Annotated in this window: 25 protein-coding genes, 11 tRNA genes and 1 rRNA gene; 2 read left to right on the top strand and 35 right to left on the bottom strand. The window is 46.1% G+C overall.

The window, feature by feature from the left end; genetic code table 11:
• The 13 genes from BQ4305_RS02995 to BQ4305_RS02935 form a co-directional block, all read right to left on the bottom strand.
• A 16S ribosomal RNA gene (locus BQ4305_RS02995) occupies positions 1 to 217 on the bottom strand; the annotation flags it as partial.
• 135 nt (positions 218 to 352) lie between these two features.
• Positions 353 to 426: transfer RNA gene (locus BQ4305_RS02990), tRNA-Gly, on the bottom strand.
• A gap of 17 nt (positions 427 to 443) precedes the next feature.
• Positions 444 to 520: transfer RNA gene (locus BQ4305_RS02985), tRNA-Pro, on the bottom strand.
• Positions 521 to 526: 6 nt separating this feature from the next.
• Positions 527 to 603, bottom strand: a tRNA-Arg gene (locus tag BQ4305_RS02980).
• 20 nt (positions 604 to 623) lie between these two features.
• Positions 624 to 710 (bottom strand) — tRNA-Leu (locus tag BQ4305_RS02975).
• Positions 711 to 765: 55 nt separating this feature from the next.
• Positions 766 to 847, bottom strand: a tRNA-Leu gene (locus BQ4305_RS02970).
• A 5-nt stretch (positions 848 to 852) separates the two neighbouring features.
• A tRNA-Lys gene (locus tag BQ4305_RS02965) sits at positions 853 to 928 on the bottom strand.
• A gap of 7 nt (positions 929 to 935) precedes the next feature.
• Positions 936 to 1,010 (bottom strand) — tRNA-Gln (locus BQ4305_RS02960).
• 68 nt (positions 1,011 to 1,078) lie between these two features.
• Positions 1,079 to 1,154, bottom strand: a tRNA-Asp gene (locus BQ4305_RS02955).
• A 23-nt stretch (positions 1,155 to 1,177) separates the two neighbouring features.
• Positions 1,178 to 1,249 (bottom strand) — tRNA-Glu (locus BQ4305_RS02950).
• 17 nt (positions 1,250 to 1,266) lie between these two features.
• Positions 1,267 to 1,357 (bottom strand) — tRNA-Ser (locus BQ4305_RS02945).
• Positions 1,358 to 1,362: 5 nt separating this feature from the next.
• Positions 1,363 to 1,437 (bottom strand) — tRNA-Asn (locus tag BQ4305_RS02940).
• Positions 1,438 to 1,567: 130 nt separating this feature from the next.
• A complete protein-coding gene (locus tag BQ4305_RS02935; RefSeq protein ID WP_110926403.1) occupies positions 1,568 to 2,038 on the bottom strand; it encodes a SprT family protein in 471 nt (156 codons plus the stop codon).
• 81 nt (positions 2,039 to 2,119) lie between these two features.
• On the opposite strand from BQ4305_RS02935, the gene cmpA reads away from it, so the two are divergent.
• Positions 2,120 to 2,260, top strand: coding sequence for a cortex morphogenetic protein CmpA (gene cmpA, locus BQ4305_RS02930; RefSeq protein WP_110926402.1), 141 nt, complete (start codon positions 2,120 to 2,122; stop codon positions 2,258 to 2,260).
• Between the two features lie 33 nt (positions 2,261 to 2,293).
• Here the strand turns inward: cmpA and BQ4305_RS02925 are convergent, their stop codons facing one another.
• From BQ4305_RS02925 to acpS, 14 genes are all read right to left on the bottom strand, one after another.
• Positions 2,294 to 4,456: a Tex family protein gene (locus tag BQ4305_RS02925; protein ID WP_110926408.1), complete on the bottom strand. Its 2,163-nt coding sequence runs from the start codon at positions 4,454 to 4,456 to the stop codon at positions 2,294 to 2,296.
• Between the two features lie 125 nt (positions 4,457 to 4,581).
• Positions 4,582 to 5,190, bottom strand: a complete 609-nt coding sequence (locus BQ4305_RS02920) for a PP2C family serine/threonine-protein phosphatase (RefSeq protein WP_110926401.1) — start codon at positions 5,188 to 5,190, stop codon at positions 4,582 to 4,584.
• The gene (gene sigB, locus BQ4305_RS02915; RefSeq protein ID WP_110926400.1) at positions 5,187 to 5,975 is read right to left on the bottom strand and encodes an RNA polymerase sigma factor SigB; all 789 of its coding nucleotides are present in this window, start codon (positions 5,973 to 5,975) and stop codon (positions 5,187 to 5,189) included. Before sigB ends, BQ4305_RS02920 begins: the two co-directional genes overlap by 4 nt.
• Positions 5,953 to 6,426 (bottom strand): anti-sigma B factor RsbW, encoded by a 474-nt coding sequence (gene rsbW / locus BQ4305_RS02910; protein ID WP_110926399.1) that lies wholly within the window; start codon positions 6,424 to 6,426, stop codon positions 5,953 to 5,955. The genes sigB and rsbW overlap by 23 nt, the downstream gene beginning before the upstream one ends.
• The gene (locus BQ4305_RS02905) at positions 6,423 to 6,755 is read right to left on the bottom strand and encodes an anti-sigma factor antagonist (protein ID WP_110926398.1); all 333 of its coding nucleotides are present in this window, start codon (positions 6,753 to 6,755) and stop codon (positions 6,423 to 6,425) included. The genes rsbW and BQ4305_RS02905 overlap by 4 nt, the downstream gene beginning before the upstream one ends.
• 60 nt (positions 6,756 to 6,815) lie before the next feature.
• Positions 6,816 to 7,826: a PP2C family protein-serine/threonine phosphatase gene (locus BQ4305_RS02900; protein ID WP_110926397.1), complete on the bottom strand. Its 1,011-nt coding sequence runs from the start codon at positions 7,824 to 7,826 to the stop codon at positions 6,816 to 6,818.
• A 13-nt stretch (positions 7,827 to 7,839) separates the two neighbouring features.
• The gene (locus BQ4305_RS02895) at positions 7,840 to 8,241 is read right to left on the bottom strand and encodes an anti-sigma regulatory factor (protein ID WP_110926396.1); all 402 of its coding nucleotides are present in this window, start codon (positions 8,239 to 8,241) and stop codon (positions 7,840 to 7,842) included.
• A 4-nt stretch (positions 8,242 to 8,245) separates the two neighbouring features.
• Positions 8,246 to 8,602, bottom strand: coding sequence for an STAS domain-containing protein (locus BQ4305_RS02890; RefSeq protein WP_061143976.1), 357 nt, complete (start codon positions 8,600 to 8,602; stop codon positions 8,246 to 8,248).
• Positions 8,574 to 9,428 carry an STAS domain-containing protein gene (locus BQ4305_RS02885; RefSeq protein WP_110926395.1) on the bottom strand — a complete coding sequence of 285 codons (855 nt, stop codon included), beginning with the start codon at positions 9,426 to 9,428 and terminating at the stop codon, positions 8,574 to 8,576. Before BQ4305_RS02885 ends, BQ4305_RS02890 begins: the two co-directional genes overlap by 29 nt.
• A gap of 442 nt (positions 9,429 to 9,870) precedes the next feature.
• On the bottom strand, positions 9,871 to 10,221 hold the full coding sequence (locus BQ4305_RS02880) for a type II toxin-antitoxin system PemK/MazF family toxin (protein WP_110926407.1): 351 nt from the start codon (positions 10,219 to 10,221) through the stop codon (positions 9,871 to 9,873).
• A gap of 7 nt (positions 10,222 to 10,228) precedes the next feature.
• Entirely contained in the window at positions 10,229 to 10,510 is a 282-nt protein-coding gene (locus BQ4305_RS02875; protein WP_110926406.1) for a CopG family ribbon-helix-helix protein, read from the bottom strand.
• Positions 10,511 to 10,674: 164 nt separating this feature from the next.
• Positions 10,675 to 11,832: an alanine racemase gene (gene alr, locus BQ4305_RS02870; protein WP_110926394.1), complete on the bottom strand. Its 1,158-nt coding sequence runs from the start codon at positions 11,830 to 11,832 to the stop codon at positions 10,675 to 10,677.
• 166 nt (positions 11,833 to 11,998) lie between these two features.
• Positions 11,999 to 13,006, bottom strand: a complete 1,008-nt coding sequence (locus BQ4305_RS02865; protein WP_110926393.1) for a LolA family protein — start codon at positions 13,004 to 13,006, stop codon at positions 11,999 to 12,001.
• 211 nt (positions 13,007 to 13,217) lie between these two features.
• A complete protein-coding gene (gene acpS / locus BQ4305_RS02860) occupies positions 13,218 to 13,574 on the bottom strand; it encodes a holo-ACP synthase (protein ID WP_110926392.1) in 357 nt (118 codons plus the stop codon).
• Positions 13,575 to 13,714: 140 nt separating this feature from the next.
• On the opposite strand from acpS, the gene BQ4305_RS02855 reads away from it, so the two are divergent.
• Positions 13,715 to 14,302, top strand: a complete 588-nt coding sequence (locus BQ4305_RS02855; protein ID WP_110926391.1) for a rhomboid family intramembrane serine protease — start codon at positions 13,715 to 13,717, stop codon at positions 14,300 to 14,302.
• A gap of 44 nt (positions 14,303 to 14,346) precedes the next feature.
• On the opposite strand, the gene BQ4305_RS02850 is transcribed toward BQ4305_RS02855, so the two are convergent.
• The 8 genes from BQ4305_RS02850 to BQ4305_RS21225 all read right to left on the bottom strand — a co-directional run bounded on the left by BQ4305_RS02850 (position 14,347) and on the right by BQ4305_RS21225 (position 24,341).
• Positions 14,347 to 15,774: a PH domain-containing protein gene (locus BQ4305_RS02850; RefSeq protein WP_110926390.1), complete on the bottom strand. Its 1,428-nt coding sequence runs from the start codon at positions 15,772 to 15,774 to the stop codon at positions 14,347 to 14,349.
• Positions 15,767 to 16,240, bottom strand: a complete 474-nt coding sequence (locus tag BQ4305_RS02845) for a PH domain-containing protein (RefSeq protein ID WP_110926389.1) — start codon at positions 16,238 to 16,240, stop codon at positions 15,767 to 15,769. Before BQ4305_RS02845 ends, BQ4305_RS02850 begins: the two co-directional genes overlap by 8 nt.
• 170 nt (positions 16,241 to 16,410) lie before the next feature.
• Positions 16,411 to 17,889 carry a degradosome RNA helicase CshA gene (locus BQ4305_RS02840; protein ID WP_234396854.1) on the bottom strand — a complete coding sequence of 493 codons (1,479 nt, stop codon included), beginning with the start codon at positions 17,887 to 17,889 and terminating at the stop codon, positions 16,411 to 16,413.
• 882 nt (positions 17,890 to 18,771) lie between these two features.
• On the bottom strand, positions 18,772 to 20,151 hold the full coding sequence (locus BQ4305_RS02830) for a UDP-N-acetylmuramoyl-tripeptide--D-alanyl-D-alanine ligase (RefSeq protein WP_110926387.1): 1,380 nt from the start codon (positions 20,149 to 20,151) through the stop codon (positions 18,772 to 18,774).
• A gap of 168 nt (positions 20,152 to 20,319) precedes the next feature.
• Positions 20,320 to 21,387 (bottom strand): D-alanine--D-alanine ligase, encoded by a 1,068-nt coding sequence (locus tag BQ4305_RS02825; protein ID WP_110926386.1) that lies wholly within the window; start codon positions 21,385 to 21,387, stop codon positions 20,320 to 20,322.
• Between the two features lie 225 nt (positions 21,388 to 21,612).
• The gene (locus tag BQ4305_RS02820; RefSeq protein WP_110926385.1) at positions 21,613 to 22,404 is read right to left on the bottom strand and encodes a hypothetical protein; all 792 of its coding nucleotides are present in this window, start codon (positions 22,402 to 22,404) and stop codon (positions 21,613 to 21,615) included.
• A 348-nt stretch (positions 22,405 to 22,752) separates the two neighbouring features.
• Positions 22,753 to 24,012 carry a group II intron reverse transcriptase/maturase gene (ltrA, locus tag BQ4305_RS02815; protein ID WP_110926384.1) on the bottom strand — a complete coding sequence of 420 codons (1,260 nt, stop codon included), beginning with the start codon at positions 24,010 to 24,012 and terminating at the stop codon, positions 22,753 to 22,755.
• Between the two features lie 158 nt (positions 24,013 to 24,170).
• A complete protein-coding gene (locus BQ4305_RS21225; RefSeq protein WP_199880500.1) occupies positions 24,171 to 24,341 on the bottom strand; it encodes a hypothetical protein in 171 nt (56 codons plus the stop codon).
• Positions 24,342 to 24,567 lie beyond the last annotated feature (226 nt).

Below are 24,567 nucleotides of genomic sequence, written 5' to 3'. Positions count from 1 at the left end.
AGACCGTCTTTCCATCTTCCCTCATGAGAGGGAAGAAACTATCCGGTATTAGCTCCGGTTTCCCGAAGTTATCCCAGTCTTACAGGCAGGTTGCCCACGTGTTACTCACCCGTCCGCCGCTAATCTCCGGGAGCAAGCTCCCTTTGATTCGCTCGACTTGCATGTATTAGGCACGCCGCCAGCGTTCGTCCTGAGCCAGGATCAAACTCTCCGAAGAATGTTTGACTTGCTCATAGAAGTGCTGGCATTGATATCAATCAATGGTCAACATTACTTTTTTTGAATAGTGTTAGTTCACTATATATCGTACGCTTACGCTTTGTTTTGTTCAGTTTTCAAAGAGCAATAAAATTGGAGCGGGTGAAGGGAATCGAACCCTCATCATCAGCTTGGAAGGCTGAGGTTTTACCACTAAACTACACCCGCATATTATTTTAAGGGAATGGTCGGGAAGACAGGATTCGAACCTGCGACCCCTTGGTCCCAAACCAAGTGCTCTACCAAGCTGAGCTACTTCCCGTAAATATGGTGCGCCCGGCGGGAGTCGAACCTACAACCTTCTGATTCGTAGTCAGATGCTCTATCCAATTGAGCTACGGGCGCATATTATATATGAAATTACTTGGTGCGGCCGAGAGGACTTGAACCTCCACGGGGTTATCCCCCACTAGGCCCTCAACCTAGCGCGTCTGCCATTCCGCCACGACCGCGTAAGCGACTTGACTATTGTAACACCATTAATTCATTCTGTCAAGAAAAAATTAATGCGGGTGAAGGGACTTGAACCCCCACGCCTTGCGGCGCCAGATCCTAAGTCTGGTGCGTCTGCCAATTCCGCCACACCCGCGATAATGGTGAGTCATGCAGGATTCGAACCTGCGACCCTCTGATTAAAAGTCAGATGCTCTACCAACTGAGCTAATGACTCGAATAAATGGCTGGGCTAGAAGGATTCGAACCTTCGCGTGACGGAATCAAAATCCGCTGCCTTACCGCTTGGCTATAGCCCAATATTGTTTTAACAACAGAATCTTATCTTACCATATCTTTCTTACCAAGTCAACGACTTTTTAAAAAATGGCGGTCCCGACGGGAATCGAACCCGCGATCTCCTGCGTGACAGGCAGGCATGTTAACCGCTACACCACGGGACCATAATAGAAAGTGCTATGTAAAGTGACCCCTACGGGATTCGAACCCGTGTTACCGCCGTGAAAGGGCGGTGTCTTAACCGCTTGACCAAGGGGCCATATAATAAAAATGTTATGGCGGAGAAGGAGGGATTTGAACCCTCGCGCCGGTTGCCCGACCTACACCCTTAGCAGGGGCGCCTCTTCAGCCTCTTGAGTACTTCCCCAAAAATGGCTCCGCAGGTAGGATTCGAACCTACGACCGCTCGGTTAACAGCCGAGTGCTCTACCACTGAGCTACTGCGGAATAATAAGAATGGGTTGCCTTTTCAAACTCAAGGACCTCATGTTGACAAGCTGTTATCTTGTCGACTCTTATGATTATATAGAGCTTGTAATACAAAGTCAACATGTTTTTTACATTTTTTTAATCAAGTTTATATCTTCCCTAATTCCCCGATAAATATAAGCTTCCCTTTACATTTTCCGCATACATAGCGCTCGGTATTGATCCTTCTTCTTCTCATATATCGTGTACCGCATGTTTTACACCGATATTCCAGACGTTTCACCGGTTTTGCCTGGGGGCGGGAAGCCAGCGGCCGGCAAAATCTAGGAGCGCCGACTTTTTGAAGCAGCTCCCGGAAATCTGCATCCCGGTGCTGGTACCCCTTCCCTTCCAAATGAAGATGGTAATGACAAAGCTCATGCTTGATGATTCCGGCCAGTTCTTCCAGTCCCTGTTCCTCATAATACTTCTTATTAATTTCAATATCATGGGAGCTTAACAGATATCTGCCTCCGGTTGTACGAAGCCTCGGGTTGAAATAGGCCTGATGAAGGAAAGGTTTATGAAAGTAGATGAAAGATAATTCCTCAGTCAATGCCTGCAGCTGCTGCTGTTCCATTCTTCTCTCCCTTTCTGCGTAACATGACAACCCATTATAACATATACTGTAAATGAGCGCGTCAAATGAGGAGGGCTGTTCATGCCGAAATGGTTCGAAAACCAAATCAGAAAGGCATTTTACGAGAAGGACTGCCATCAAGTGAAGCTGCTGAATCAATGCTGGTTTTCCTATATGCAGAATGAAAGTATCCGGCTGGATCAAGATGACCATTATTATTAAAAAAAACACCTCCTATAAAAGAAGGTGCCTTTTTTATGAAAGTTGACGGGCTGGTTCGAGCATGGTCAGAGAAACCCTCTGTTTCTTTGAATCCACCTGCTCTACCCATACAGTGACTACGTCTCCAACGGAAACAATATCAAGAGGGTGCTTGACATAGTTTTTGCTGAGCTTGGAAATATGGACTAATCCGTCCTGTTTCACACCAATATCCACAAATGCCCCAAAATCGACCACATTCCGGACAGTCCCCTGCAATTCCATTCCGGCCTGTAGGTCTTCCATCTTCAGAACATCCTGTTTCAATAAAGGCTTCGCCAATTCATCACGCGGATCACGTCCGGGCTTCATTAAATCAGCAACGATATCCTTCAGCGTGATCTGCCCTATGCCTAATTCTTCTGCCATACCTTCTATATGAAGGCCGGCAAGCTTGTCGATCAGGTCTTTGCTGCCGAGATCTTCTGTTGTGAACCCTATCTTCTTCAGCAGCTGTTTGACAGAACCATAATTCTCCGGATGGATGGCTGTCCGGTCCAGCGGTTCGTCTCCGTTTCCAATCCTCAGAAATCCGATACACTGTTCATACGTCTTTGAACCAAGTCTAGGAATCTTCTTCAGCTGCTTCCGGTTTGTGAACTTGCCTTCTTCTTCGCGCTTCTTCACGATGTTTTGGGCCACTGTTTTCGAGAGGCCGGCTACATATTGCAGCAAGGAAGGTGATGCGGTGTTCACATTGACTCCAACCTGGTTAACCGCCGTCTCAACGACAAACGTAAGGGATTCCGTCAATTTCTTTTGTGAGACATCATGCTGGTACTGGCCGACCCCGACGGATTTCGGATCGATTTTCACAAGTTCCGCAAGCGGGTCCTGCAGTCTGCGGCCAATGGAGACCGCGCTCCTTTCTTCAACCTGGAAGTTCGGGAATTCCTCACGGGCAATATCAGATGCGGAGTAGACGCTGGCCCCGGCCTCATTGACGATAATGTAGGAAATGTCCCTGTCTGTTTCTTTCAGGATGTCCGCAATAAACTGTTCTGTTTCACGGGATGCCGTACCATTGCCGATAGCCACGATTTCAACCTGAAATGATGCAAGAAGAGCGAGAGTCTTTTGTTTGGCGTCTGCCTTTTTCGCCACAGGCGGATGCGGATAAATGACGCTGATCTCAAGCACCTTCCCTGTCTCATCAATTACGGCAAGCTTGCAGCCTGTCCTGTATGCCGGGTCTACGGCCAAAACGACTCTCCCTTTAAGAGGCGGCTGAAGAAGCAGATTCCGCAGATTCTCCGAGAAAATATGGATGGCCTGGTCCTCTGCTTTTTCTGTGAGCTCCTTCCTGATTTCCCGCTCCACGGAAGGGACAATCAAACGCTTGAGACTGTCCTCCATCGCTTCTTTCAGCAGTCCTGCTGAAGATGCATGGCGGTTCTTGATAAACTTTCTCTCCATATAGGAAAGAATCCGTTCCGTATGCGGCTGGACAGAAATTCGCAGCACCTCTTCCTTCTCCCCGCGATTGAGCGCCAGAATCCGGTGGGGCACAATTTTTTGGACAGGCTCTTCATATGCATAGTACATTTCGAAAATGTTTTTCTCATCTTTCTCTTCATTCTTCACAGCTGAAACGATTTTCCCGGATTTCATGAATTCTTCTCTGATCCATTTTCGCAGCTCGGCATCATCCGAGATACGTTCCGCTAAGATATCCTTGGCGCCGGCAAGCGCTTCTTCCGCCGTATGCACTTCTTTTTCCTCTGAAATGAATTCTGCCGCCTTCTCTTCAGGGCTCTCGTTGCCGGCCGCTTCCATCAGCCAATCCGCCAGCGGTTCCAGGCCTTTTTCCTTGGCGACGGTCGCTTTCGTTCTCCTTTTTTGCTTATAAGGACGATACAGATCCTCCACTTCCTGAAGTTTGACCGCCTTCTCAATCTGTTTCGCCAGATCCGGTGTCATTTTCCCCTGTTCTTCGATGCTGCGGGTTACTTCTTCCTTACGGCTGGCCAAATGGTCCAGGTAATGGGAACGTTCCATGATCGTTCTGATCTGGACTTCATCGAGTGAACCTGTCATCTCCTTCCGGTAGCGCGCTATGAATGGAACCGTGTTTCCTTCATCCAATAGCTTGATCACATTTTGAACCTGTCCGATTTTCAAGGATAATTCATGGCTAATTTGCTTGATTTTATTCATCGCTTCAGTCAACGTTCTTCCTCCAACCTTTAAGAATCTTACTTACAGTCTAGCAAAACGGCTGACAACTTGCGAATTTATTCCATCTAAATCCATTCATGCTAAAAAGCCTATTTCCGCGGTATTTAGGGAAATAGGCTTCCTATAATCAAGGTGGTATCGTCAGATGTAATCGGATTATCATCCAATATTTGATAAGCCATTTGCTCGAGCGTAAGTTTCTTGCTTAAAATCGATTTTGCACCCTGGAGTCTTACTCCATCGGAATGAAGAAGAAATTTCGCTCCTTTTTCAAAGGTGAAGCTTCTTGTCCGGTAATTTTGCCTCCGTCCGGAAAGATACCCAGTCACCGGCACTGGAAAGGTGATTTGGTCTTTCTCCGGATTATACAAAAAGAACCGGATGTTCCCGACTGAACTGTAAATGAACTCCCTCGTTTCAAAAAACACTTTTAAAATCGAAACGGCCGCTCCGCGCTTGCTCAGCAGCGACTGGTTGCAGAGGGCCATGAGTTCTTCTACATCCATATCAGGATTGGCCTTTACTTCTTCAATAACCGAATGGGACGATTCATAGGCAAACTCCCCGCTGCCAAGACCGTCAGCCAGAACACAAAGAAAGAAGTCATCTTTCAATAGAAAAAAATAATCATCCCCGCAAAAGGACATATTATTCTTGGAAGACTGGGAAACAAGCAAATCGATCCTTTCACTTTTCAAGCGGTCTTTAATCATTGGACGTACTCTGAATTCTCCGCATGGATTGCTTCCTGGAGCTTTTTAATCGCCCGGCGCTGCAGCCTTGATACATGCATTTGCGAGATGCCCAATTTGTCGCCCGCTTCCTTCTGGCTCAAGTTCTCCAGATACGTATAGTGGATGATTTTCTTTTCCCTGTCACTCAGTACATGGAGAACCTTCTCCAAGACGAGCCGCTGGTTCACTTTTTCAAATCCTTCGTCTACATTTCCGAAAATATCAAGAAGCGTCACGGTGCCGCCGTCGGAATCTGCTTCGATGGAATGATCGACAGAAAGAGCCTGGTAGCTCTTTCCCATCTCCATCGCTTCCAGCACTTCCTCTTCCGCTACCTCAAGGTATTCGGCAATTTCGTCGATTCTCGGCGAGCGGTGCAGCGTCGTTGTTAATTCTTCCACAGCGACCCGGATTTTCGGTCCGAGCTCCTTGATTCTTCTTGGAACATGGACACTCCATGTTTTATCACGCAAGAAACGCTTGATTTCTCCAATGATGGTGGGAACCGCAAAGGCCTCAAAGCTTTTCCCGAACGATTCATCGTACCGGCGGATGGCTCCCAGCAGGCCAATCATGCCAACCTGTGAAATGTCCTCCTGAAAAGCCTTGCCTTTTGAATATTTCCTAGCGATGGTTTCCACTAGGCTTTGATAATGCAGAACAAGCTGGTTTTGAGCTTCTTCATCCTGGTCCTGTTGATAGGCCCGGATCCATTCGTTTACTTGTTCTCTCGTTGCCTGATTAGGTTGAGAGTGTCTTTGCATCCATCTCCACCTGCTCTCCCTCTAAGAACTTAGTCATAAACACAGTAACCCCATCATTTTGGTGAATATTCACCTTGTCCATCAGCGTTTCAATCAGATAGAGACCTAAGCCTCCTTCTCTGAGAAATTCAACCCGCTGGCCTTCCTGATACGGTCCCAGACCTTGGCGGACTTCATCGAAATTGCAGCTTTCTCCACTGTCAGATACCATGACTTCCAAACGGTCGGGATACAAACCGAAACTAATCTTCACTTCGCCTTTTTCATCTTCCTTGTAGGCATGCTGCACGGCATTCGTACACGCTTCACTTGTGGCAATTTTCAAATCTTCAATTTCATCGTAGGTAAAGCCCATTCGGCTTCCGATTCCAGAAAGGGTTAAGCGGATGATGCCGATAAATTCCGGTTTTGCAGGTATCTTCATTTCGATGTAATCGTATCCTTGCTTCATTCTAACCCACCCTCTGCATTACTTTTAATATCAATAATCTCAGCCAAACCAGTAATATCAAAAAGGCGGCGCAAACGCTCTGACAAACCGACTAACACGAATTCACCGTTATTCGCCTTGATATTCTTAAACAAACCGACAAATACTCCAAGTCCAGTGCTGTCCATATAGGAAACATCAGTAAGATCGACGGTGATCGTGCAATTTTCCTGCTCAGAAAGAGGAAACAGCGACTCTCTCAGCTTTGGAGCAGTATAGGCATCAATTTCACCTTTAAGCTTCACTGCATATTCTGTATTATTTTCTTTAACATCTACTGCAAAATTCATCTGTAAGACCCACCTCTTTATTTACAATATCCATTCTTAAATACCCAGTTACCGAACTTCTTAAACCGCACATTTCAAAATAATTAATGTAAAATCATCCCGAAGCTGAAAGTTCTGCATTTTTTCCAGTTTCTTATAAATGTTGTACACGATTTGCTGAGGACTTAAATGAATATTTTCACTGATCAGTTCAATTAACGTTTCTCTTTCAATAAACCCTTCGCTTGTACGGCATTCAGTTACCCCGTCCGATAACAGAATGATCATGTCGCCAGGTTCGACCTTCTTTTCATATTGGCAATACTTCGTTTTTTTATCGACGCCGAGCAGCAGGCCTTTCGCTTCCAAATCGCAAAATGTCCCATTGGCTGCATCATAATAAAAACCTGGTTCATGCCCTGCTGCCGAATAAGAAAACAGATGCTTCTGTGTGTCATACAGCCCGTAGAACATCGTGATGAACATGCTTGGATCCACATTGTGTTCCACTACCCTGTTCAGGCTTTCCAGCACAGTGCTTGGATCATTCCGATGCTCAGGAAGACTGTCCATCGCGTATTTAATCATCGACATGCAGAGGGCTGCCGGGATTCCTTTGCCGATGACATCGGCAATCGCTACCCCTACACAGTTGTTTTCATCCTGAACAAAGTGATAATAATCACCGTTCATCTGTCTTGCCGGCACACTGATTGCCCCGATTTCCAGCCCCTCTATTTCAGGGACGGTTGTTTCCAGGAGCGTATGCTGGACACTGGCGGCAATTTCAATCTCCGACTTCAGCTCCTGCTGCTGATGCCGCAGACTTAGGTTTTCCCGATAAGCCATTCCATATCCCATCATGACCTCCAGCAGAAAGTCAAAGGAATCCAGAACTTTGGCAGGCGTATCCGGACATAATTCCATCAGAATGTTTTTATGCATGCTGATGACCTCTTCCGGATAAATATCATTTTCGATATTCTGCCGGCTGATTTTCTGTCCTTGATATAAGGCTTGCTCCGTCTGGTCATTCAAATATTTGGATAATGTCTCCCGATACCGCTGTTCGATAGTCTTCCGCATATCCATCTCTCTTTCTCCCCTAACGCAGCCATTTGGTTATCGTGATTTTCGTTCCCTTTCCTGGTATGGATTCTATATCAAATTCATCCATTAAGCGCTTGGCTCCCGGCAGGCCGGCTCCAAGTCCGCCGGAGGTTGTAAAACCATCTTCCAGGACCTTTCTGATATCTTTGATGCCCGGGCCCTGATCTTCGGCAATGATTCTCAAGCCCGCTTTGCCGTTGTTATAGATCTTTTCAATACTGACAGATCCTTCGCCGGCATATAAATAAATATTTCTGGCAAGTTCACTGATTGCAGTAGTAATCCTGGCTTGGTCGACGACACCAAAGCCCTGTTCTTTGGCAAAGTTTCTGCCAAGCTGCCGAGCAGCGACAATATCCCATTCATTTATTATTTTTACACAGGATTGGAACTCCATAAAATTAATCCCCCAGTTCCTGTTGTAATTTCTCCAGGCCTTTCTCTAGGTCTAAAGCTGTCATTACATCGTCAAGACTGATTCCAAGTTCAATCAGCGTAATGGCAACCGCAGGCTGGATTCCGGTAATTACAACTTTTGCCCCCATCAGCTTGGACATGCTGAACACATCGCCCAAAACCTTTGCAATGAAGGAATCGATGAAATCGATGGAAGTTATATCTATGACCACCCCATTTGCGCTGGTTTCATGAATCTTATGCAGCAAGTCTTCCTGAAATTGAAGAGCTGTGACGTCATCAAGCTCCCATTGAATGGAGACGAGCAAGCAGTCATACAGTTTTAAAATCGGAATTCTCATTCTCACGACTATCCTCCACCTTCACGATATTTCTGTCTGTCAGTTCTAAGGCGGCTTCTATGCCTTTTTTGAGTGTATTCTTCGTAATGACTTCATTTAAGTTAATCCCTAAATTCACGATGGTCTGGGCGATTTCCGGCCTGATTCCGCACAGCATGCATTTGGCTCCGACCAATCGGACAGCTTCCGCCGCCTGAATGATATGATGGGCCACCATTGTATCCACAATCGGCACACCTGTAATATCAATCAGAACAACCTCTGACCGGTGCTTCACCACTCCATTCAGAAGGTTTTCCATGATTTGCTTGGCTCTCTCCGTATCGATCGTTCCGACAAGCGGCATGACCGTAATTCCATCCAAAACGGGAATTAATGGGGCAGAAAGCTCCTGAAGGGCCATCTTCTGCATGGACACCGTTCTTTCCCATGTTTGGGAATAAATATGGACAATCTCATTGCTCATCGGCGTCGACCATTCGTCCAGCTCATTGAGCAGGTCCACCGGATCCACCTCATAGCCGCTTGCAGCCATGCCATTGATAACAATTAAGTTGAATTTATGAAGTCCTTCATTGACAAAAGTGAGCGGCCAGCCAAGCTGGACCACCTTTTCTGCAAAATCTGAAAGGCGGGTAGCGAAATCATGGTTATTATCCGCATTAGAGACAATCATATCAATGAACTCACTGCTCGTCTGAGTAAACATATGCTCTGAGACTACCTTAATCAAACGCTCATCGGTACTTTCCTTCATTACCTGCATCCATTCTGTAAGAATAGAATCTTGATTATTTTTTATATAATGGTGTATCTGCTGATTCATGATATCCTCCCATTCCAACACAGTAGCCAAGAACAACCGTTTCCGTCATCTGTTGTTATAAAAACGCAAGGAAAGAGTTGGAGAGGCGTCTTATCGATTCGTTGGCTGACCGCCATTTCACCAAAAGTGTACAGCCTTATGCCCCGTCGCCATTATTTTCTCCTCAAAGATTTCCTATACCCTTTTTCCCTGTGACGTAAACCTTTTTTCGTTCTTCTTCGCTATTGCGGCAAAGTTATCGTATAGTCGTGTATTTCGCCAAATCTTGCGGACAATCCTTCCCCGCACGGTCAAAAGTGCTGAAAATAACGGAACTGCCATTCCAGCGCTGCCGTTACTTTGAAAAGGTGCGCCCCGCAAATAAAAAAGGCGATTCCGGAAAGGAACCGCCGCTATAAAACGTCAATGGATAGTGTATAGTATTACGCCAAATATCTTCTATCTAGAATTCGATCAGCCCAAGACTAATCTGCAATGCCTCGTTGACCTTCAGCATCATCGGTTCGTCCAGATGGGTAATCTTATCCGTTAAACGCTGCTTATCAATGGTCCGAATCTGTTCCAAAAGAATGACGGAGTCTCTTTCAAAACCATATTTTTTTGCATTAATCTCAACATGCGTCGGTAATTTTGCTTTCTGGATTTGGGCCGTAATGGCTGCCACTATGACAGTGGGGCTAAACCGATTCCCAATATCATTCTGAAGAATAAGTACCGGCCGGGTCCCGCCTTGCTCTGAACCGACTACCGGGGAAAGGTCTGCGAAGTATACGTCACCACGCTTAACAACAATCAATGGCTCAGCCTCCGCTAGCTAATCGGTCTACACAGTGCTCAGCCTCAAATTCCGCCTGAAACGCTTCAGAAGCAATCGTTAGGTTAATGGCTGCCATCTCAATATAGCCGCGTTTCATCCGTTCACGAAACTCTCTTTTTTTGCGTTCGCGAAGGTACATTTTTGCGGCACGGTAAATAAATTCACTGCGATTCACATTCTCTTCACTCGCATACCCATCTAGCTCAGTCAATAAATTTTGAGGCAATCGAATTAATATCTCTCTCGTTGCGCTGGATTCAGACACAAACATACACCTCCACCATCACTACACACCATTTTTTATATTTTTCTTTTTCATATTACCATTAAAATAACAGTCTGCAAAGAGTATATTCCCTGGTATCTACTATTATCAGCAAAAAGCAACTCTTTCCATTCAAAATTCATGATAATTTTTTACAATCCGGATTACTTTCCAAGCGGATTGGTCACCCGGACCCGTTTTCCGCCTTCAATATAGACTCTCGGCACACGGGAACTGATCATGCAGGTTACCTCATAATTGATGGTCTCGAGTCTTTTTGCAATCTCATCGACGGTTATCTGTTTGCCGCCGTCCTCACCAATCAGCGTCACTTCCGTCCCCTCTTCGATATATTCCGGAAGCCGGATCATGCACTGATCCATGCAGACTCTGCCGATAATCGGAACTCTTATGCCGTTGACCAGCACTTCCTGCCCCTGCAGTTTCCGGATCCATCCATCCGCATAGCCGATCGGAAGCGTGGCCACCCACTCTTTCCCGCTTGCCGTATAGACGGCTCCGTAGCTGACGCTTTCCCCAGCCTCAAGCTGTTTGACAAACACAATCTTCGTTTTCAGCGAAAGAGCCTGTTTCAGCTCAAACGGAAGCTCCGGCTTTATTTCCGGGGAAGGGCTCAGTCCGTACATGGAAATCCCATAACGAATCGCATTAAAATCCGGATCCAAGAAGCGGAGAGACGCAGCGCTGTTGGCCGAATGGACAAGCGGCGGGCGTTCAGACAGACTGGCGAGAAGCTCTTTAAACCGGGACAGCTGCTTTTCGTAATATCCTGTATTTAATTCATCCGCCGTCGCAAAATGGGTGAAAATCCCTTCAAAAAAGAAGCAGTCAGACTGTCGCAGCTCTGCCTCGATTTCAGCCAGTTCTTCAGGGCGGCGAACTCCAAGTCTGCCCATGCCTGTATCACATTTCACCTGCACCGGCAAGGCCTGTCCAGCTGACAAATGGCCTTTCGCCCGCATCAGCCAGTCGCGTGAACTGACTGTCAGGGAAATTCCTTCTTCAGCTGCAAGACCTGCATCCTCCGGCCTTGACGCTCCAAGCACAAGAATCGGCACCTTAATCCCTTTCTTCCTCAGAGACAGCGCTTCATCCAAAAAGGCGACACATAAGCTGTCAGCTCCTGCATCCAATGCAGTCCTTGCCGTTTCATAATCTCCATGTCCATAAGCGTTCGCTTTCACGACTGCATACATTTTCATATGGGCAGGCATCCTGCTCCTCATCGCGGCCACATTGCTGCGAATCCGGTCTAAATCCACTTCTGCCCAGGTATCTCTATGGTATCCTTGCGTATCCAAAAACAGTACCTTCCTTCTGAATTGCCTTCAAAAATTCTTGCATTAGTGCTATTCTATTACGTTTCCTTCAAAAGAGAAAGGGGACCCCGGCATATTTAGCTGGAAACTTCATCTTAAAGAAAGAAATCGGGGAAGCACTCCTGTGCCGCCCCCGTCATTCCTCTGGCTATTTTACCGCCTGCTCACCCACTGAACGGGCCACTTCGATCATTTCTTCCTGCTCCATATCCTTCGAGGCCAATGTATACTGCACCCCTTCGAACGTCCAGCTGACGGAATTTGCCGTTACAGCCCCCATCGTAAAGCCCAAATCAACCGGGTCGCCGTTTACATTTTTAGATACCATCGAGGTCTGTACCACTCCGGCTTTTTCCTCTACTAACGTAAAGTTCTTTTCGCCTTCATAAGTCAGCATGACCCGTTCGCCGTCCTCTGTGCTGATTTTCTTTTCATCAGCCAGGCTCACTCCGTCCATCTCCGCCGGGTATTTGACCGAGAAGTTTTCATCCTTCACATCGGCCATCACTGGAAAATCAAGCTGGGCGCTCGTCATATTCTTTTTCATGTCAAATGCATCTTTGTCAAATTTCGTATCGAATTTCACTTTGGAGAATTCCACCGTCATCAGCGCATTTTTATCCGAGTCCATCACCTTCACACTTTTTGGAGTCAGGCTCTTCTTATCAAAAGCAATCTCTTGATACGGAAGCATTTTATTGTTTTGATAGCGCGTTTTGGTTTCAAAGACATATTGGTTTTCGACTTCCTTGAATTCAGCGGTCTTGTCTTCCGTGATATCTTTGACAAGTGATTCGAACAGATAAGCCTGGCTGCTGTTTTCCGGCCATTCGCTCTGGAACTTGAAGCTTTTGTTCAAGGCCGGCGTCAAAACATATACACCGTCTTCATTGCGGAGAATCATCTGGCTCTGGTCTTTTTCCTCATTCTTTAAATTGACCCGATAGAAGGAAGGATTTTTATGCCAGATTTCCACATTGTACACTTGCGGATCCGTGCCCATCTTCAATGTCATTTTCGCATTTGCTTTATATCCCTTCATCGTTCCGACTTTATCATTCAGGTCGTTCACCACATCGTCCTGTGATTTCTGGCCGCAGGCGGTCAGTGCAAACAGCAGAGTAATCCCAGCAAAAAGCATTAAGATTTTTCTCATCTTTTCAACCCCTTTAGTTATTTGAACGTAAAAGGGAGAGGAAAAGGCAGGATACGGACATGGGCGCTTGTCTAGATGACTTGGTTCCTCCCTATTCTTCTTTTATTAAGCCATCCAGGTTTATCCCTGTGCCTTTTACCGGGCCTTGTCTCCCTATAGCATTACAAATATATGAGACAGCCCTGCTGTTTATGTCCAAGAAATAGGACAGCTAGTCAGTTTCCTCGATTACGACCTGTGCCACGGCATATTCCCTGCTGTGGCTGATGGACAGATGGACTCCTGCCGAAAACGGCTGCACGATTGCCGGCTTTCCGCTCGGCTCAGCGCCAATTTCGATATCCAAAAAGGACAGCTCTTTCCCGATTCCGGTTCCCATCGCCTTGGAAAACGCTTCTTTGGCCGCAAATCGCCCCGCCAGAAACTCGATGCGCCTTCTGCCGCGGAGGCTTGCCAGCACGGCGAGCTCCGGTTCTGTCAAAACCCGCTCAGCAAACCGGGGCTGCCGCTCGGCTACCTGCTGAACTCTGGCCAATTCTGCAATATCGATGCCAATTCCTTTTATCATGCAAGCAACTCCTTCTATAATGAAAATTAGATACATAGTTATAAAGACAGTTCTTTCTTATAAAAAGCTCGTTTCCTTCGCTGCTATGTAATCATCCGCTCAGTCTGTTAAAACTACTATTTGAAACCTAAGGAGGAGCCATGTTTATTCGAACAGAGAATTTCCAAGCCTATATCCGCAGTTTTCCGGCAGTCTCCGGCCTGATCTTATTCTTTGTCCTCATCTTTGTGCTGACGCTTTTTCCCGGTCCGCTCGGCCAATTTATTTATATCAACGGAACAGGGGTCAATCTGTATATTGAGAACGGCCAGTGGTGGCGCCTCGCCACTCCGATCTTTCTTCACGGTTCCTTTACCCACCTGCTGTTGAACAGCTTCTCCCTGGCGATCTTCGGTCCAGGCCTGGAAAAGTTGATTGGCAGCGCCCGGTTCATCCTCTTTTTCCTGACGGCCGGCATTTTGGCAAGTGCCGCCACGTACCTGTTTCATCCGCTGACGTACAGCCATGTAGGCGCAAGCGGAGCTATTTTTGGAGTTCTCGGCTTCTATGTCTATTTGGCTGCGTTCAAAAAAAGCCTGTTCACGGCCAATGAAGTGAATACCATTTACACACTGACGGTCATCGGGGTCATCATGACATTCATCCAGCCTCAGATTAATGCAACCGGCCACATCGCCGGACTGGCAGCCGGTTTTATCACGGCCCGACTCTTTTGGAACAAGCGCTAGGAAAAAAGGCCGGCATATCTCCGGCCTTATCCAGTCTTGCCCGATTAACGCGAAAACCACTCCCATATTTTTGCCGCATGTTCCTCTTTAATATGAACAGCATTCCCGGCCCTCGGCCCAGGCCCTGATTTTATGACAGCCTGAACAGTCGAGAGCTTCCTTCGTTTCTGCATAAAGCTCTGTTTTACTTTAAAAGATTGGATCCGATTTTTTTGAATGACAAGTGTCTGTACTGAAAGCACGCGCCTTCTCAGCTGCAGCTGCTCCCTTTGAAAGTTCCAGCCTGACTCCCTGTAAACCAAGTAAGCCCACAGAAAAGCAGCCGGGATCAGCGCCAGGGACACATATCCCCAAGGGCGCAGGAACCACAGGCAGACCGCAGCGAGAAGCACAGCAACAGGCAAAAAGCGGAGCAGATAGCTTGAATAGGCAGACCCTGGAACCTGTTGGAACTCTTCCTGCACATCATATTCAGGCAGAAAGCGCTGCAGCAGCTCCTTCAGTTCCGCCTTTTTAATCAGCGGAAAGAGCATCACGTTCGTGGATTCCTTATCTTTCAGCGATCCCCCGGCATATTCCACATATACACTTGCATAGCCAATCGGCTGGCGCACCAGATTTTCCGCAATGCGGATGCCCTGAATTTTCCTGAGCGGAATCGTCAAAGACCGTTTCTCCAGCAGGCCCCTGGTAATCACAAGCTCCTCCTCTGCTTTTCTTACGGTAAAGAAAGCATATTTAAGCATGATGACCGCTGTTGCCAGAACATATGCAAAGAGAAGCATCACAAACGTAACGATACTGATCAAAAGCGCCCCTCTCTCAAACAGACTCATAAATTGATCGGAATACCGCTCAAAGGGGATAAAGTCATCCACCTGGGAAATAAGGGCGGCAGCCCCCGAGAATATAACCCCGACGCCGCCGGACGTCACAGCCATGATCAAAAGCCTCGGGAACCCCTGCTCAAACACAGGCCCCCTCTCTCTTAAGGTCTCTTCTCCATCTTCAGGCTCCCGGTCCGACGCCCCTTTTCGCTTGCTTTCCGCATAGGCCTCTGTAATCCCTTTCGCTTCCTGTTTCCTGACCGCTGATAAAACAGCGTCCGCCTGACTGCCGCCTGCCGTTTCAATCCGGATTTTAACCAGGCCAAAAAGGCGCTGGAGAATCCCTTCGGACACATCCATGCTTTGGATCCGGCTCAGGGGAATGAAACTCTTCGTTTTAATAAATAGGCCGGACTCGATTTTCACTTCGCCGTCTTCAATCCGATATGTATAACGAAGCCACCCGAGAAAGGAAAGAAGGATAACCATGGCAACTCCTGCCGCCGCCAGCCAGTATCCAAGCCCTCCAAGTTCCAGGTCAATGTCTGAGAAAAGGAAGATAAGGATCGGGAAGATAATCCCTTTAATCACCTGAAAAATATTGGTCAGAACAGCAATCGGATGCAGCCTTCTCGGTTCAGACATCTTCTTCCTCCACACTTGCCATCCGGGAAATATATTGTCTTAGCTCATCTGCTTCCGACAAATTCAAGGATGGAATTTCATGGACATCGGCGGCTGTTGAAATTTGAATGGTTGCCAGGTCATGCTTTCTCAAGAGAGGTCCCTGGGCCGTCTCTACATGCTGCACCCGAATCATCGGGATTAACGTCCTGGTAACGATGAAAATTCCTCTTTGGATGTCGATTTCTGTCTCCCGAACTTCATAACGCCAGCGTTTCCAGCGCAAAGAAGGAAAGAAAAAAATCGAGAAATAAGGCTGTATCACAGACAGTCCCAGCAAAATGCCCACAATCCAGAAGGGCCAGTCGAAAATCAGGGTAAGAACCAGCACAGCGGCCGTAATCACCCACGTGACCACGCATTCAATAAGCCCTTGGATCCGCCAGACCGACAGCCCCTTTTCCGAAATTCTCATTCTTGGTTCCATAATCCTCTCCCCCATATGTTTCCTATTTTTCTAACTCTCTCTTTTCTTCAGTATACTATAATTGCAGCCGGCAGGAGACGGGAATGGTGACACTTCCAACTGCATTTACCAAAAAAAGCCAGGCTGCCCTTATGAAGGACTGCCTGGCTTTTATATTCCTAAACCTATTATTAACGGTTAGCTTTTTCGCGCTGGCTTGAGCTGCGGTTGCCATAGCCATTAGACTTGCGGTTGTTAGGGCGTTTGTTGCCGTAATCTTTTCTTCCGCCTGAAGGTCCGCGTCCGTTGCGCTGTCTGTTTCCTCCGCCTCCGCGATTGCGGTCGCGGCGAGGCATTGGCGCTTCTTCTGTCAATTTAACAGGAGTTTGATCCGGTTCTTTTGTCAGGTTTTTCAGCATAGCAGCAACCAAGTTAGACGCACCGTGCTTTTGAAGCAATTCGTCGGCCTGCTCTAAATACAAGGACAAATCATCATTTTCGATTGTCGCAGTGATTTTTTCAGTTACAGCCTTTTGCTGACCTTCCAATGCTTCCGTCAATGTCGGCTTTTGCATTCTGGTCATGCGCTTTTTAGTTGTATGCTCTACAGCATGCAATTGTCCTCTTTCACGAGGGTTTACGAAAGTGATGGCCACTCCGTGTTTTCCGGCACGGCCCGTACGGCCGATACGGTGAACGTAGCTTTCTGGATCTTGTGGGATATCAAAGTTGTATACGTGTGTAACGCCTGAAATATCCAATCCGCGAGCAGCAACATCTGTCGCAACAAGAACATCAATGCTTCCGTCTTTGAACTTCTTCAATACAGAAAGACGTTTCGCCTGGCTAAGGTCACCGTGGATTCCTTCAGCCATATATCCGCGGATATTCAATGCAGAGGAAAGTTCATCTACACGGCGCTTAGTACGTCCGAATACAATCGCAAGCTCCGGTGTTTGAATATCAAGCAGGCGGGCCAATGTATCAAACTTTTCATTTTCGCGCAATTCAAGGTAATATTGCTCAATCCGGTCTACTGTCATTTCTTTTGCTTTTACCCTTACGATAGTAGGGTCTTGCATGAAAGTTTCAGCGATTTTACGGATTGGGTCCGGCATTGTTGCTGAGAACAGCAAAGTCTGTCTCTCATCCGGCACAGTAGAAAGGATGGATTCGATATCTTCGATGAATCCCATGTTCAGCATTTCGTCCGCTTCATCAAGAACCACTGTATGAACATTGCCTAAGCGGATGTTCTTCCGTTTGATATGGTCTAACAGACGGCCCGGTGTACCGACGATAATATGCGGCTTCTTCTTAAGCGCGCGGATTTGTCGGTCGATGTCCTGTCCGCCGTATACAGCAAGAACACGGGCGCGTTTGCCGTAACCAAGCTTATAAAGCTCTTCAGAAACCTGAATCGCAAGCTCACGTGTAGGAGCAATAACGATTCCCTGTACGTTCTCATCTTGGATATTAATGTTTTCAATCAAAGGAATACCAAAAGCAGCTGTTTTACCAGTACCTGTTTGTGCTTGTCCAATGATGTCTTTCCCTTCAAGCGCCAAAGGAATTGTCTGTGCTTGGATCGGGCTTGCTTCTTCAAATCCCATTTTTTCAATAGATTTCATAGAGGTTCTATCTAGACCTAATTCGCTAAACAATGTCAATGTGTTCGTGCTCCTTTTTAAATCAGTTATTTATGGCGTCAGACGGCTGCCTGCACCCTATTTTGCTTCAGGCCATCATGGATGGCTGAAGGTACAATCATTTATCTCTTATGAAAAAGTTTTCTCATTATCACCTAAAAGAATGACTGCCTTTTAGTGTTAATGAACCTCAAGCATGAATGAATGAAAAGAAATACCAGCATTCATAGAATTCATACTGGTTCAGCGGGCTATCATCTTTCTTTTGTTTCACTAAAAAACAAATACATTCAAAAACGGAAAAGTCCAAGTAGTTAACGGCATAAACCGTCCAGTTAGGTGAGGGCTGGTGCACCTTATTCTTTTTGCGGCCGATGAACAGCAGCTCACATATTTCAGCTAAGCGCCAACATATGATACAAAAAACAGGCCCGGTGCGTTGAGGGAGTGCAGAAGTGGAAATAGCTGTCATCCAGCTGCCTTTCCTAATGAGCAACGAAAGTGCCGGATATCGGTCACTTTTCATATATGATCAAGACGCGCGGCCTATTTAATCGATAAGTACATGATGCATCAAGCATATCATGGAAATGAAAGTTCTTTTACATAAATTAATTCAAGCTAAACTGCTCATCATGATTATACCACCATGACCAGACATTTAAACTCATACTGTATATTACCATTTTCCAACTGTTATTGCAATAAAGGAATCCGCTCCCTTATATTGGTTCCAGCCTGTTATATAGCTATGGACCTACAGGGAGAATGTTTTTTTATATTTTCTATTCCCGTTATCTTATGCAGCATGGCGCAAATGGTTTTCCGGACCGGCAGACACAAATGGCAAAAATGAAAAGGACCGGGAGCAATCCCATTCTCCCGATCCCTTTCAAGCTGTCCTTACGCTTCCTGCAGCGCCTTCACAACTTCTTCCAGCTTCATGCCCCGTGACGCTTTTACCAGAATCAGATCATTGGCGCCGGCATGTTTTTTCAAAGATGAGATCAATTCCTGTTTATCCATAAAGGATAAGACCCGTTCCGAACTAAAAGATGAAGCAGCTCCTTCAGCGATATACTTGCCAAGCGCTCCGTAAGTGAAGATCCAATCGATTTCCTCAGGAGAAATATGCTCGCCGATTTTCAGATGGAAATTCTTCTCATGCGGTCCCAGCTCCAGCATATCACCTAATACCAGAATCTTTTTCGAAAATCCGGACATCCCTTCAATCAGCTCAATGGCAGCTTTCATGGAAGTCGGACTTGCATTATAGGCATCATTAATGATTTTTTCGCCGTGGGCGCCAGCCACCATTTCCATCCGCATATTCGTGATGGAAATCGTTGAAAGGCCGGACTGCATATGCTCTTCATCCACGCCAAGCTCTCTGGCAACAAGCATTGCAGCGAGTGCATTCAAGACGTTATGGCGGCCAAGGACCGGAATCACATACTTCTCCTCCCTGCCTGAAACAGTGAAGGATGTTGAATTCTGGTCTTGTGAAATCTCAAGCGGATAGATATCATTTTCGTCATTGCGGCCAAAGCACAGAGATCTGAAAGCATCTTTTCTCTTTGCAATGCGCTCAATCAGCAGCGGTTCATCTCCGTGATAAATGAGAAGACCTCCTTTAGCCAGTCCGTCGACAATTTCGAGCTTGGCATTCGCAATTTCTTCTCTTGACCCTAAATCCAAGAGATGAGATTCCCCGATATTCGTAATCACAGCGATATCAGGCCTTGCCATTTTGGATAGGAATTCAATCTCACCTCTGCTGCTCATGCCCATTTCAAGTACGGCCGCTTCTGTATCCTCCGGCATCGAAAGGAGCGTCAGCGGAAGGCCAAGATGGTTATTGTAATTCCCGCTCGTCTTATGCACTTTGTATTTGGTTGCAAGCAGGGCAGCAATCATGTCTTTTGTAGTCGTCTTTCCGTTGCTTCCCGTTACACCGACCACTTTCACATCGAGCTGATCGCGATAGGCTTTGGCAAGCCGCTGCAGCGCCTGTTCCGGATCTTCCACGATGATGACCGGCTGATGTTCAGGAGGGTTTGGCACATCTTTTTTCCAAAATGCAGCTGCGGCCCCATTTTCCAATGCCCCCTGTACATACTTATGCCCATCTGTTTGCTCCCCAGTCAGCGGAACAAATAAATTTCCTTCTGTGAGGGTGCGGGAATTAATCGAAACACCCTTTACCTCTATCGTTTCAAACCCACTTATATTATTTAATCCATTCACCATCTCATGGATTTTTTTAAGCGTCCTTTTTATCATGCATTTGCTCCTCCTAGAGTTATGTACCTGAAATTCAACCCCTGCAGTGCCCTTAGACTGTTCTCTGAATAGGAAAACAGAAGCTCTCTGCACTTGCCCGTAGCTTCTGTTCCCCGTTACCGGTATTTTTTCTATTTATAGAATACCGAATTGCTGCTGCATTATTTATTACATGGTGAATTTAATTTGCTGTTTTTCCTGATGGCGTTCAATGGCCAGGCTGACAAGCCTTTCAATCAGCTCTGGATATTCGACACCGGTATGCTTCCATAATAGCGGGAACATGCTGAATGGCGTGAAGCCCGGCATCGTATTCACTTCATTGATATACACTTTTCCGTCCTTTGTCAAAAAGAAATCAGCACGCACCAAGCCTGAGCAATCCAGCGCCTTGAACGCCTCGATTGCCATCGTTCTCAGACTGCTTTCCTCTGAAGCAGAAAGTTCTGCAGGAATGACCAGCGCTGTATCGCCATCCGTATACTTCGCCTTATAATCATAAAAAGCTGTTTTCGGGATGATTTCTCCGGCAACAGAACTTTCCGGCCAGTCATTCCCTAAGACGCCTACCTCAATTTCACGGGCTGTTACGCCTTCTTCAATGATAATCTTCCTGTCAAACTGGAACGCTTCCTCAAAAGCCGCTTCCAGTTCAGAAGCATCCGTACACCGGCTGATGCCGACGCTTGAGCCAAGATTGGCCGGCTTCACAAAACATGGATAGCCGAGCTTCTCCTCAACCTTCTGATACGCGCTTTTTCTGTCCGCTTCCCACTCAGAGCGAAGCATCCAAGTATAATTCACCTGCGGCAGACCGGCTTGGGCAAAAATGTTCTTCATGATCACTTTATCCATTCCGGCAGAAGAAGCAAGCACTCCGTTTCCTACATACGGAAGGTTCAGCAATTCAAGCATCCCCTGCACAGTGCCGTCTTCCCCATTCGGTCCGTGAAGCAGCGGGAAGATCACATCATACCCCGCTTCTTCTCCATCCGACGCCGTCTGCAAAGCAAGCGGCGAAACCTGCGCACCTTCTGTGAAAGTCAGTTTTTCTATGTTCTCAGCAGGCGCCTTTAGCTGAGGTCCTTTGACCCAGGCCCCTTCCTTCGTAATATATATAGGATGTATATCAAATTTTTTTAAGTCCAGCGCTTTAATAACGGCTAAAGCTGTTTGCAGAGAAACCTCATGTTCAGCTGATTTTCCGCCATACAGCAGTCCGAGTTTGGTTTTCATCAATGTTACCTCCAATATTCATTTCAACACAATACATTGTATCACTTTCGGCCGCCGCCGATATAACTTCTTTTCAACAATTTTTGCTTAAATCAGCGAATCTTTTCTTCCATATATCCACATCAATATATTATTAGTGTTTTATTTACATTATGTAGGGGCAGAACTGGGTAAAAATGACGGATTCTCCATCATTTTTCCGTATACAGAACAATTCCCCTGTTATCACAGGGGAACCTCATTGCGGGACTTGTTCTTTGCTACGGTCCAGTCTTTGCTCTTTTTCTGAAAGATCAGCCATACGTCCGGCTCTCTGATGCTGGCCTGCTGGTACTCTTCCATCATTTCATCGAAATTCATGAAATCACCGACGAGATACAGAGGAATCTCTATTTTGATCCTCGATTTCCGCATTTGCCGCATCGAAAATACCACCCCTTCTGAGAGCAGCGGAGCAATGAGTCTTACTGCCTCTTGAGGAACGGGAAGAAGCTCGCAATTCCTCTTCCTGAAAATCCAGCTTCGTCCGGATTCCTGCGCTTCCGCTTTAAGCGAAATCAGCTTGCCCAGCTGGCAGAAATATTCATCCAAGGAACGGTAATACACCTTGCTCAGCAAAGAATCCTCGATGGAAAGATACGCGAATCGATTATTCAATTTCCTGAAAAAAGGAGAATTAAGATGATTTTTCGTATGCCCCATATACAGCAATTCCGCTATTTCCTGTCCTTCTAACTCATCGAGACAGGCGGGATCCTCAAAATCAACCCAGCAGAAATCTCCTGCCGGTTTCCATTCCTTTCTGATAAAATCCTGTATATATTCAGGCGGAACAAAGTCCATCAATACATTCAGATTAAATTCCGTCTCTTCCAGTTGGTGCTTTAAGAGAAGCGTATAGGGCAAAGGGTCCGGCAATGAACTCACAAATTCACAAAAACTCACCCCGTTCGACACAACAAACCGCTCGGAGGCTTGCAAATGCATATACACTAAATCATTCATTTCGTTTTTCATTCCCCCACTCCCTCACCAAACTGCAGGTACAATTACCTAACTCATCTACTCTCTACCATTTTATCAAAAAATGTAAAAAAAAGCGTTAGATTATTCCTTATTTCCTTAGGTTTACAGGCTGAATATTCATCCGAATTTATATATTTTCATTAGCTTTTCCAAATCGAAAAACAATTTACCCTGTTGAAGGTTCGGCATTCCTCTGTAATACAAGAAGATATTCTCCCTCAATAGTATACAGGTATAATAGTCCATTCATCACTCTTTTAGGAAAATCGAGTAGGAGGGGGTGATTAACCCCCGACCTCTCACACCACCGTACGTACCGTTCGGTATACGGCTGTTCCATTAAGTTTGACGCAGAAATTCATATCGATTATATAAACTTTTCAACCCTCGGTGACTCCAATACAAGTTATTGAGGGTTTTGTGTAAGATTGGACTACAGGCTATTCTCCAATATTTCTTTCTGGAGTTTCCCCATTCATATGCCTTTTGGTCAGGGACACCTAGACCTTTGAGTTTTCTTACTCTTGTCCTCGGTTTCTTCCATTGTTTCCATTCAAGCATACGGAGTCTCCGTCTAATCCACTCATCAAATTCTTTAAATTTACTTGGTGTATCAGCCAATGCAAAATATCCACACCATCCCGTTAGATATTGATTTAGTTTCTCGATTCTAACTTCCATAGGAATTTGTTTAGAACGGGAGGTTAACTCCCGTATTTTAGCCTTAAGCCTTTTAATACTTTCATTGGCTATTCGAACCTTCGGTTTCTTATTGACCGTAAAGCTAAAGCCAAGAAACTTTCGTTTCCACGGGCGATCAACTGCTGACTTTTCTCTATTTACTTTGAGCTTTAATTTCTGCTCAATAAAGCATGTAATTGAGTTCATCACTCGTTCTCCAGCTTTCTTCGATTTCATGTAAATATTACAATCATCGGCGTAGCGGACAAACTTGTGACCTCTCCTTTCTAACTCTTTATCAAGTTTATCCAAAAGGATATTCGAAAGAAGGGGGCTCAGTGGACCTCCTTGTGGTGTTCCTTCTTCTGCATCATAGACTACACCATTCATCATAATTCCTGCTTGGAGATATTTCCGTATAAGTTTCAAGACCAGCCGGTCTTGGATTCTACTTGCTAATATCCCCATTAACTTATCATGATTGACTCTATCAAAGAATTTCTCCAAGTCCATGTCAATCACCCATCTATAACCTTCACTTATATATTCCCTTGCTTTACGAACCGCATCATGACCTCTTCTATTTGGTCTAAACCCATAACTATGTTCTGAGAAGGTTGGGTCAAGAAGTGGGGTTAGAACTTGGGCGATAGCCTGTTGAATGAACCGGTCTGTCACGGTAGGTATTCCTAGTAATCTTACTCCACCGTTCGGTTTCGGGATTTCGACTCGACGGACTGGGTTAGGTTGATAGGTACCTTCCCTTAATGAATCACAAAGAGTTTCCCCGTTCTCATAGAGATGTCTTCGTAGGGATTTTACGGACATTCCATCTATGCCGTGACTCCCTTTGTTCTTCTCCACACGTTTAAGTGCTTCTATTAAGTTTTCCCGTGACAGAATCAGATCCATTAACATGTGATATTTCCTTTCGACGTGAACGTAGAAATCTAATTATGTTATTCCTGCTCCACCCTCATGAAGTCCCCTGTGGAATTCACCACTTCCTCCTTCAAGTAAGTCCTTTCGGATTGTCTGCTTCTATACAGGAATTATATGCCTAGTTCTCGTTCTTCCTAATAGTTCAGTCCTTCCCATTCCATCTCGAGTTGGAATGGTACTATGACCTCGGCTGACTTCTGATTGTTCAGCTGTCCATCGCTGGATAGGTTACCAAGGGAACTTGGCGTTCCAATCAGACCTCCCCGGGTAAGAGTACAGTCTTTCCCTCCATCTATCTGCTTCATTTACTCTGTACCACCTTCGGCAGTAAGGACTTCGTTTTGTTGTGCAAACTCATCCAATGGTACCTAGCCTTATATGAAGTTCGTGTTCCTCAGACCGGAGGTTTGCCGCTCGCTTCCTTCAGATTCTGCGTCACCACAGACACCCTTGCGTTAAGCTAACCATTACTACTGCCTTCATGGTTCGGGACTCTCACCCTATAGACTGCACCCATGCCGGGCGCACGCA

This window comes from Bacillus massiliglaciei (genome assembly GCF_900098925.1).
Classification (GTDB): Bacteria; Bacillota; Bacilli; order Bacillales; family DSM-1321; genus Peribacillus; species Peribacillus massiliglaciei.
The sequence above is the reverse complement of the archived record's forward strand: the minus strand, read 5'-3'. Positions and strand labels throughout refer to the sequence as shown.

Bases quoted from the DNA above. Each gene is read 5' to 3' on its own strand.
- BQ4305_RS02925 (WP_110926408.1), bottom strand. From the start codon at position 4,456: ATGAATAAAATCAAGCAAATTAGCCATGAATTATCCTTGAAAATCGGA.
- BQ4305_RS02850 (WP_110926390.1), bottom strand. From the start codon at position 15,774: ATGTCTGAACCGAGAAGGCTGCATCCGATTGCTGTTCTGACCAATATT.
- BQ4305_RS02900 (WP_110926397.1), bottom strand. From the start codon at position 7,826: ATGGATATGCGGAAGACTATCGAACAGCGGTATCGGGAGACATTATCC.
- BQ4305_RS02890 (WP_061143976.1), bottom strand. From the start codon at position 8,602: ATGAGAATTCCGATTTTAAAACTGTATGACTGCTTGCTCGTCTCCATT.
- BQ4305_RS02820 (WP_110926385.1), bottom strand. From the start codon at position 22,404: ATGAAAAACGAAATGAATGATTTAGTGTATATGCATTTGCAAGCCTCC.
- BQ4305_RS02885 (WP_110926395.1), bottom strand. From the start codon at position 9,428: ATGAATCAGCAGATACACCATTATATAAAAAATAATCAAGATTCTATT.
- ltrA (WP_110926384.1), bottom strand. From the start codon at position 24,012: ATGTTAATGGATCTGATTCTGTCACGGGAAAACTTAATAGAAGCACTT.
- BQ4305_RS21225 (WP_199880500.1), bottom strand. From the start codon at position 24,341: ATGAAGCAGATAGATGGAGGGAAAGACTGTACTCTTACCCGGGGAGGT.
- BQ4305_RS02865 (WP_110926393.1), bottom strand. From the start codon at position 13,006: ATGAGAAAAATCTTAATGCTTTTTGCTGGGATTACTCTGCTGTTTGCA.
- BQ4305_RS02825 (WP_110926386.1), bottom strand. From the start codon at position 21,387: ATGAAAACCAAACTCGGACTGCTGTATGGCGGAAAATCAGCTGAACAT.
- BQ4305_RS02855 (WP_110926391.1), top strand. From the start codon at position 13,715: ATGTTTATTCGAACAGAGAATTTCCAAGCCTATATCCGCAGTTTTCCG.
- BQ4305_RS02905 (WP_110926398.1), bottom strand. From the start codon at position 6,755: ATGAATTTTGCAGTAGATGTTAAAGAAAATAATACAGAATATGCAGTG.
- BQ4305_RS02920 (WP_110926401.1), bottom strand. From the start codon at position 5,190: ATGATTAAAGACCGCTTGAAAAGTGAAAGGATCGATTTGCTTGTTTCC.
- rsbW (WP_110926399.1), bottom strand. From the start codon at position 6,426: ATGAAGCAAGGATACGATTACATCGAAATGAAGATACCTGCAAAACCG.
- BQ4305_RS02830 (WP_110926387.1), bottom strand. From the start codon at position 20,151: ATGATAAAAAGGACGCTTAAAAAAATCCATGAGATGGTGAATGGATTA.
- cmpA (WP_110926402.1), top strand. From the start codon at position 2,120: ATGCCGAAATGGTTCGAAAACCAAATCAGAAAGGCATTTTACGAGAAG.
- BQ4305_RS02895 (WP_110926396.1), bottom strand. From the start codon at position 8,241: ATGGAGTTCCAATCCTGTGTAAAAATAATAAATGAATGGGATATTGTC.
- BQ4305_RS02935 (WP_110926403.1), bottom strand. From the start codon at position 2,038: ATGGAACAGCAGCAGCTGCAGGCATTGACTGAGGAATTATCTTTCATC.
- sigB (WP_110926400.1), bottom strand. From the start codon at position 5,975: ATGCAAAGACACTCTCAACCTAATCAGGCAACGAGAGAACAAGTAAAC.
- BQ4305_RS02845 (WP_110926389.1), bottom strand. From the start codon at position 16,240: ATGGAACCAAGAATGAGAATTTCGGAAAAGGGGCTGTCGGTCTGGCGG.
- acpS (WP_110926392.1), bottom strand. From the start codon at position 13,574: ATGATAAAAGGAATTGGCATCGATATTGCAGAATTGGCCAGAGTTCAG.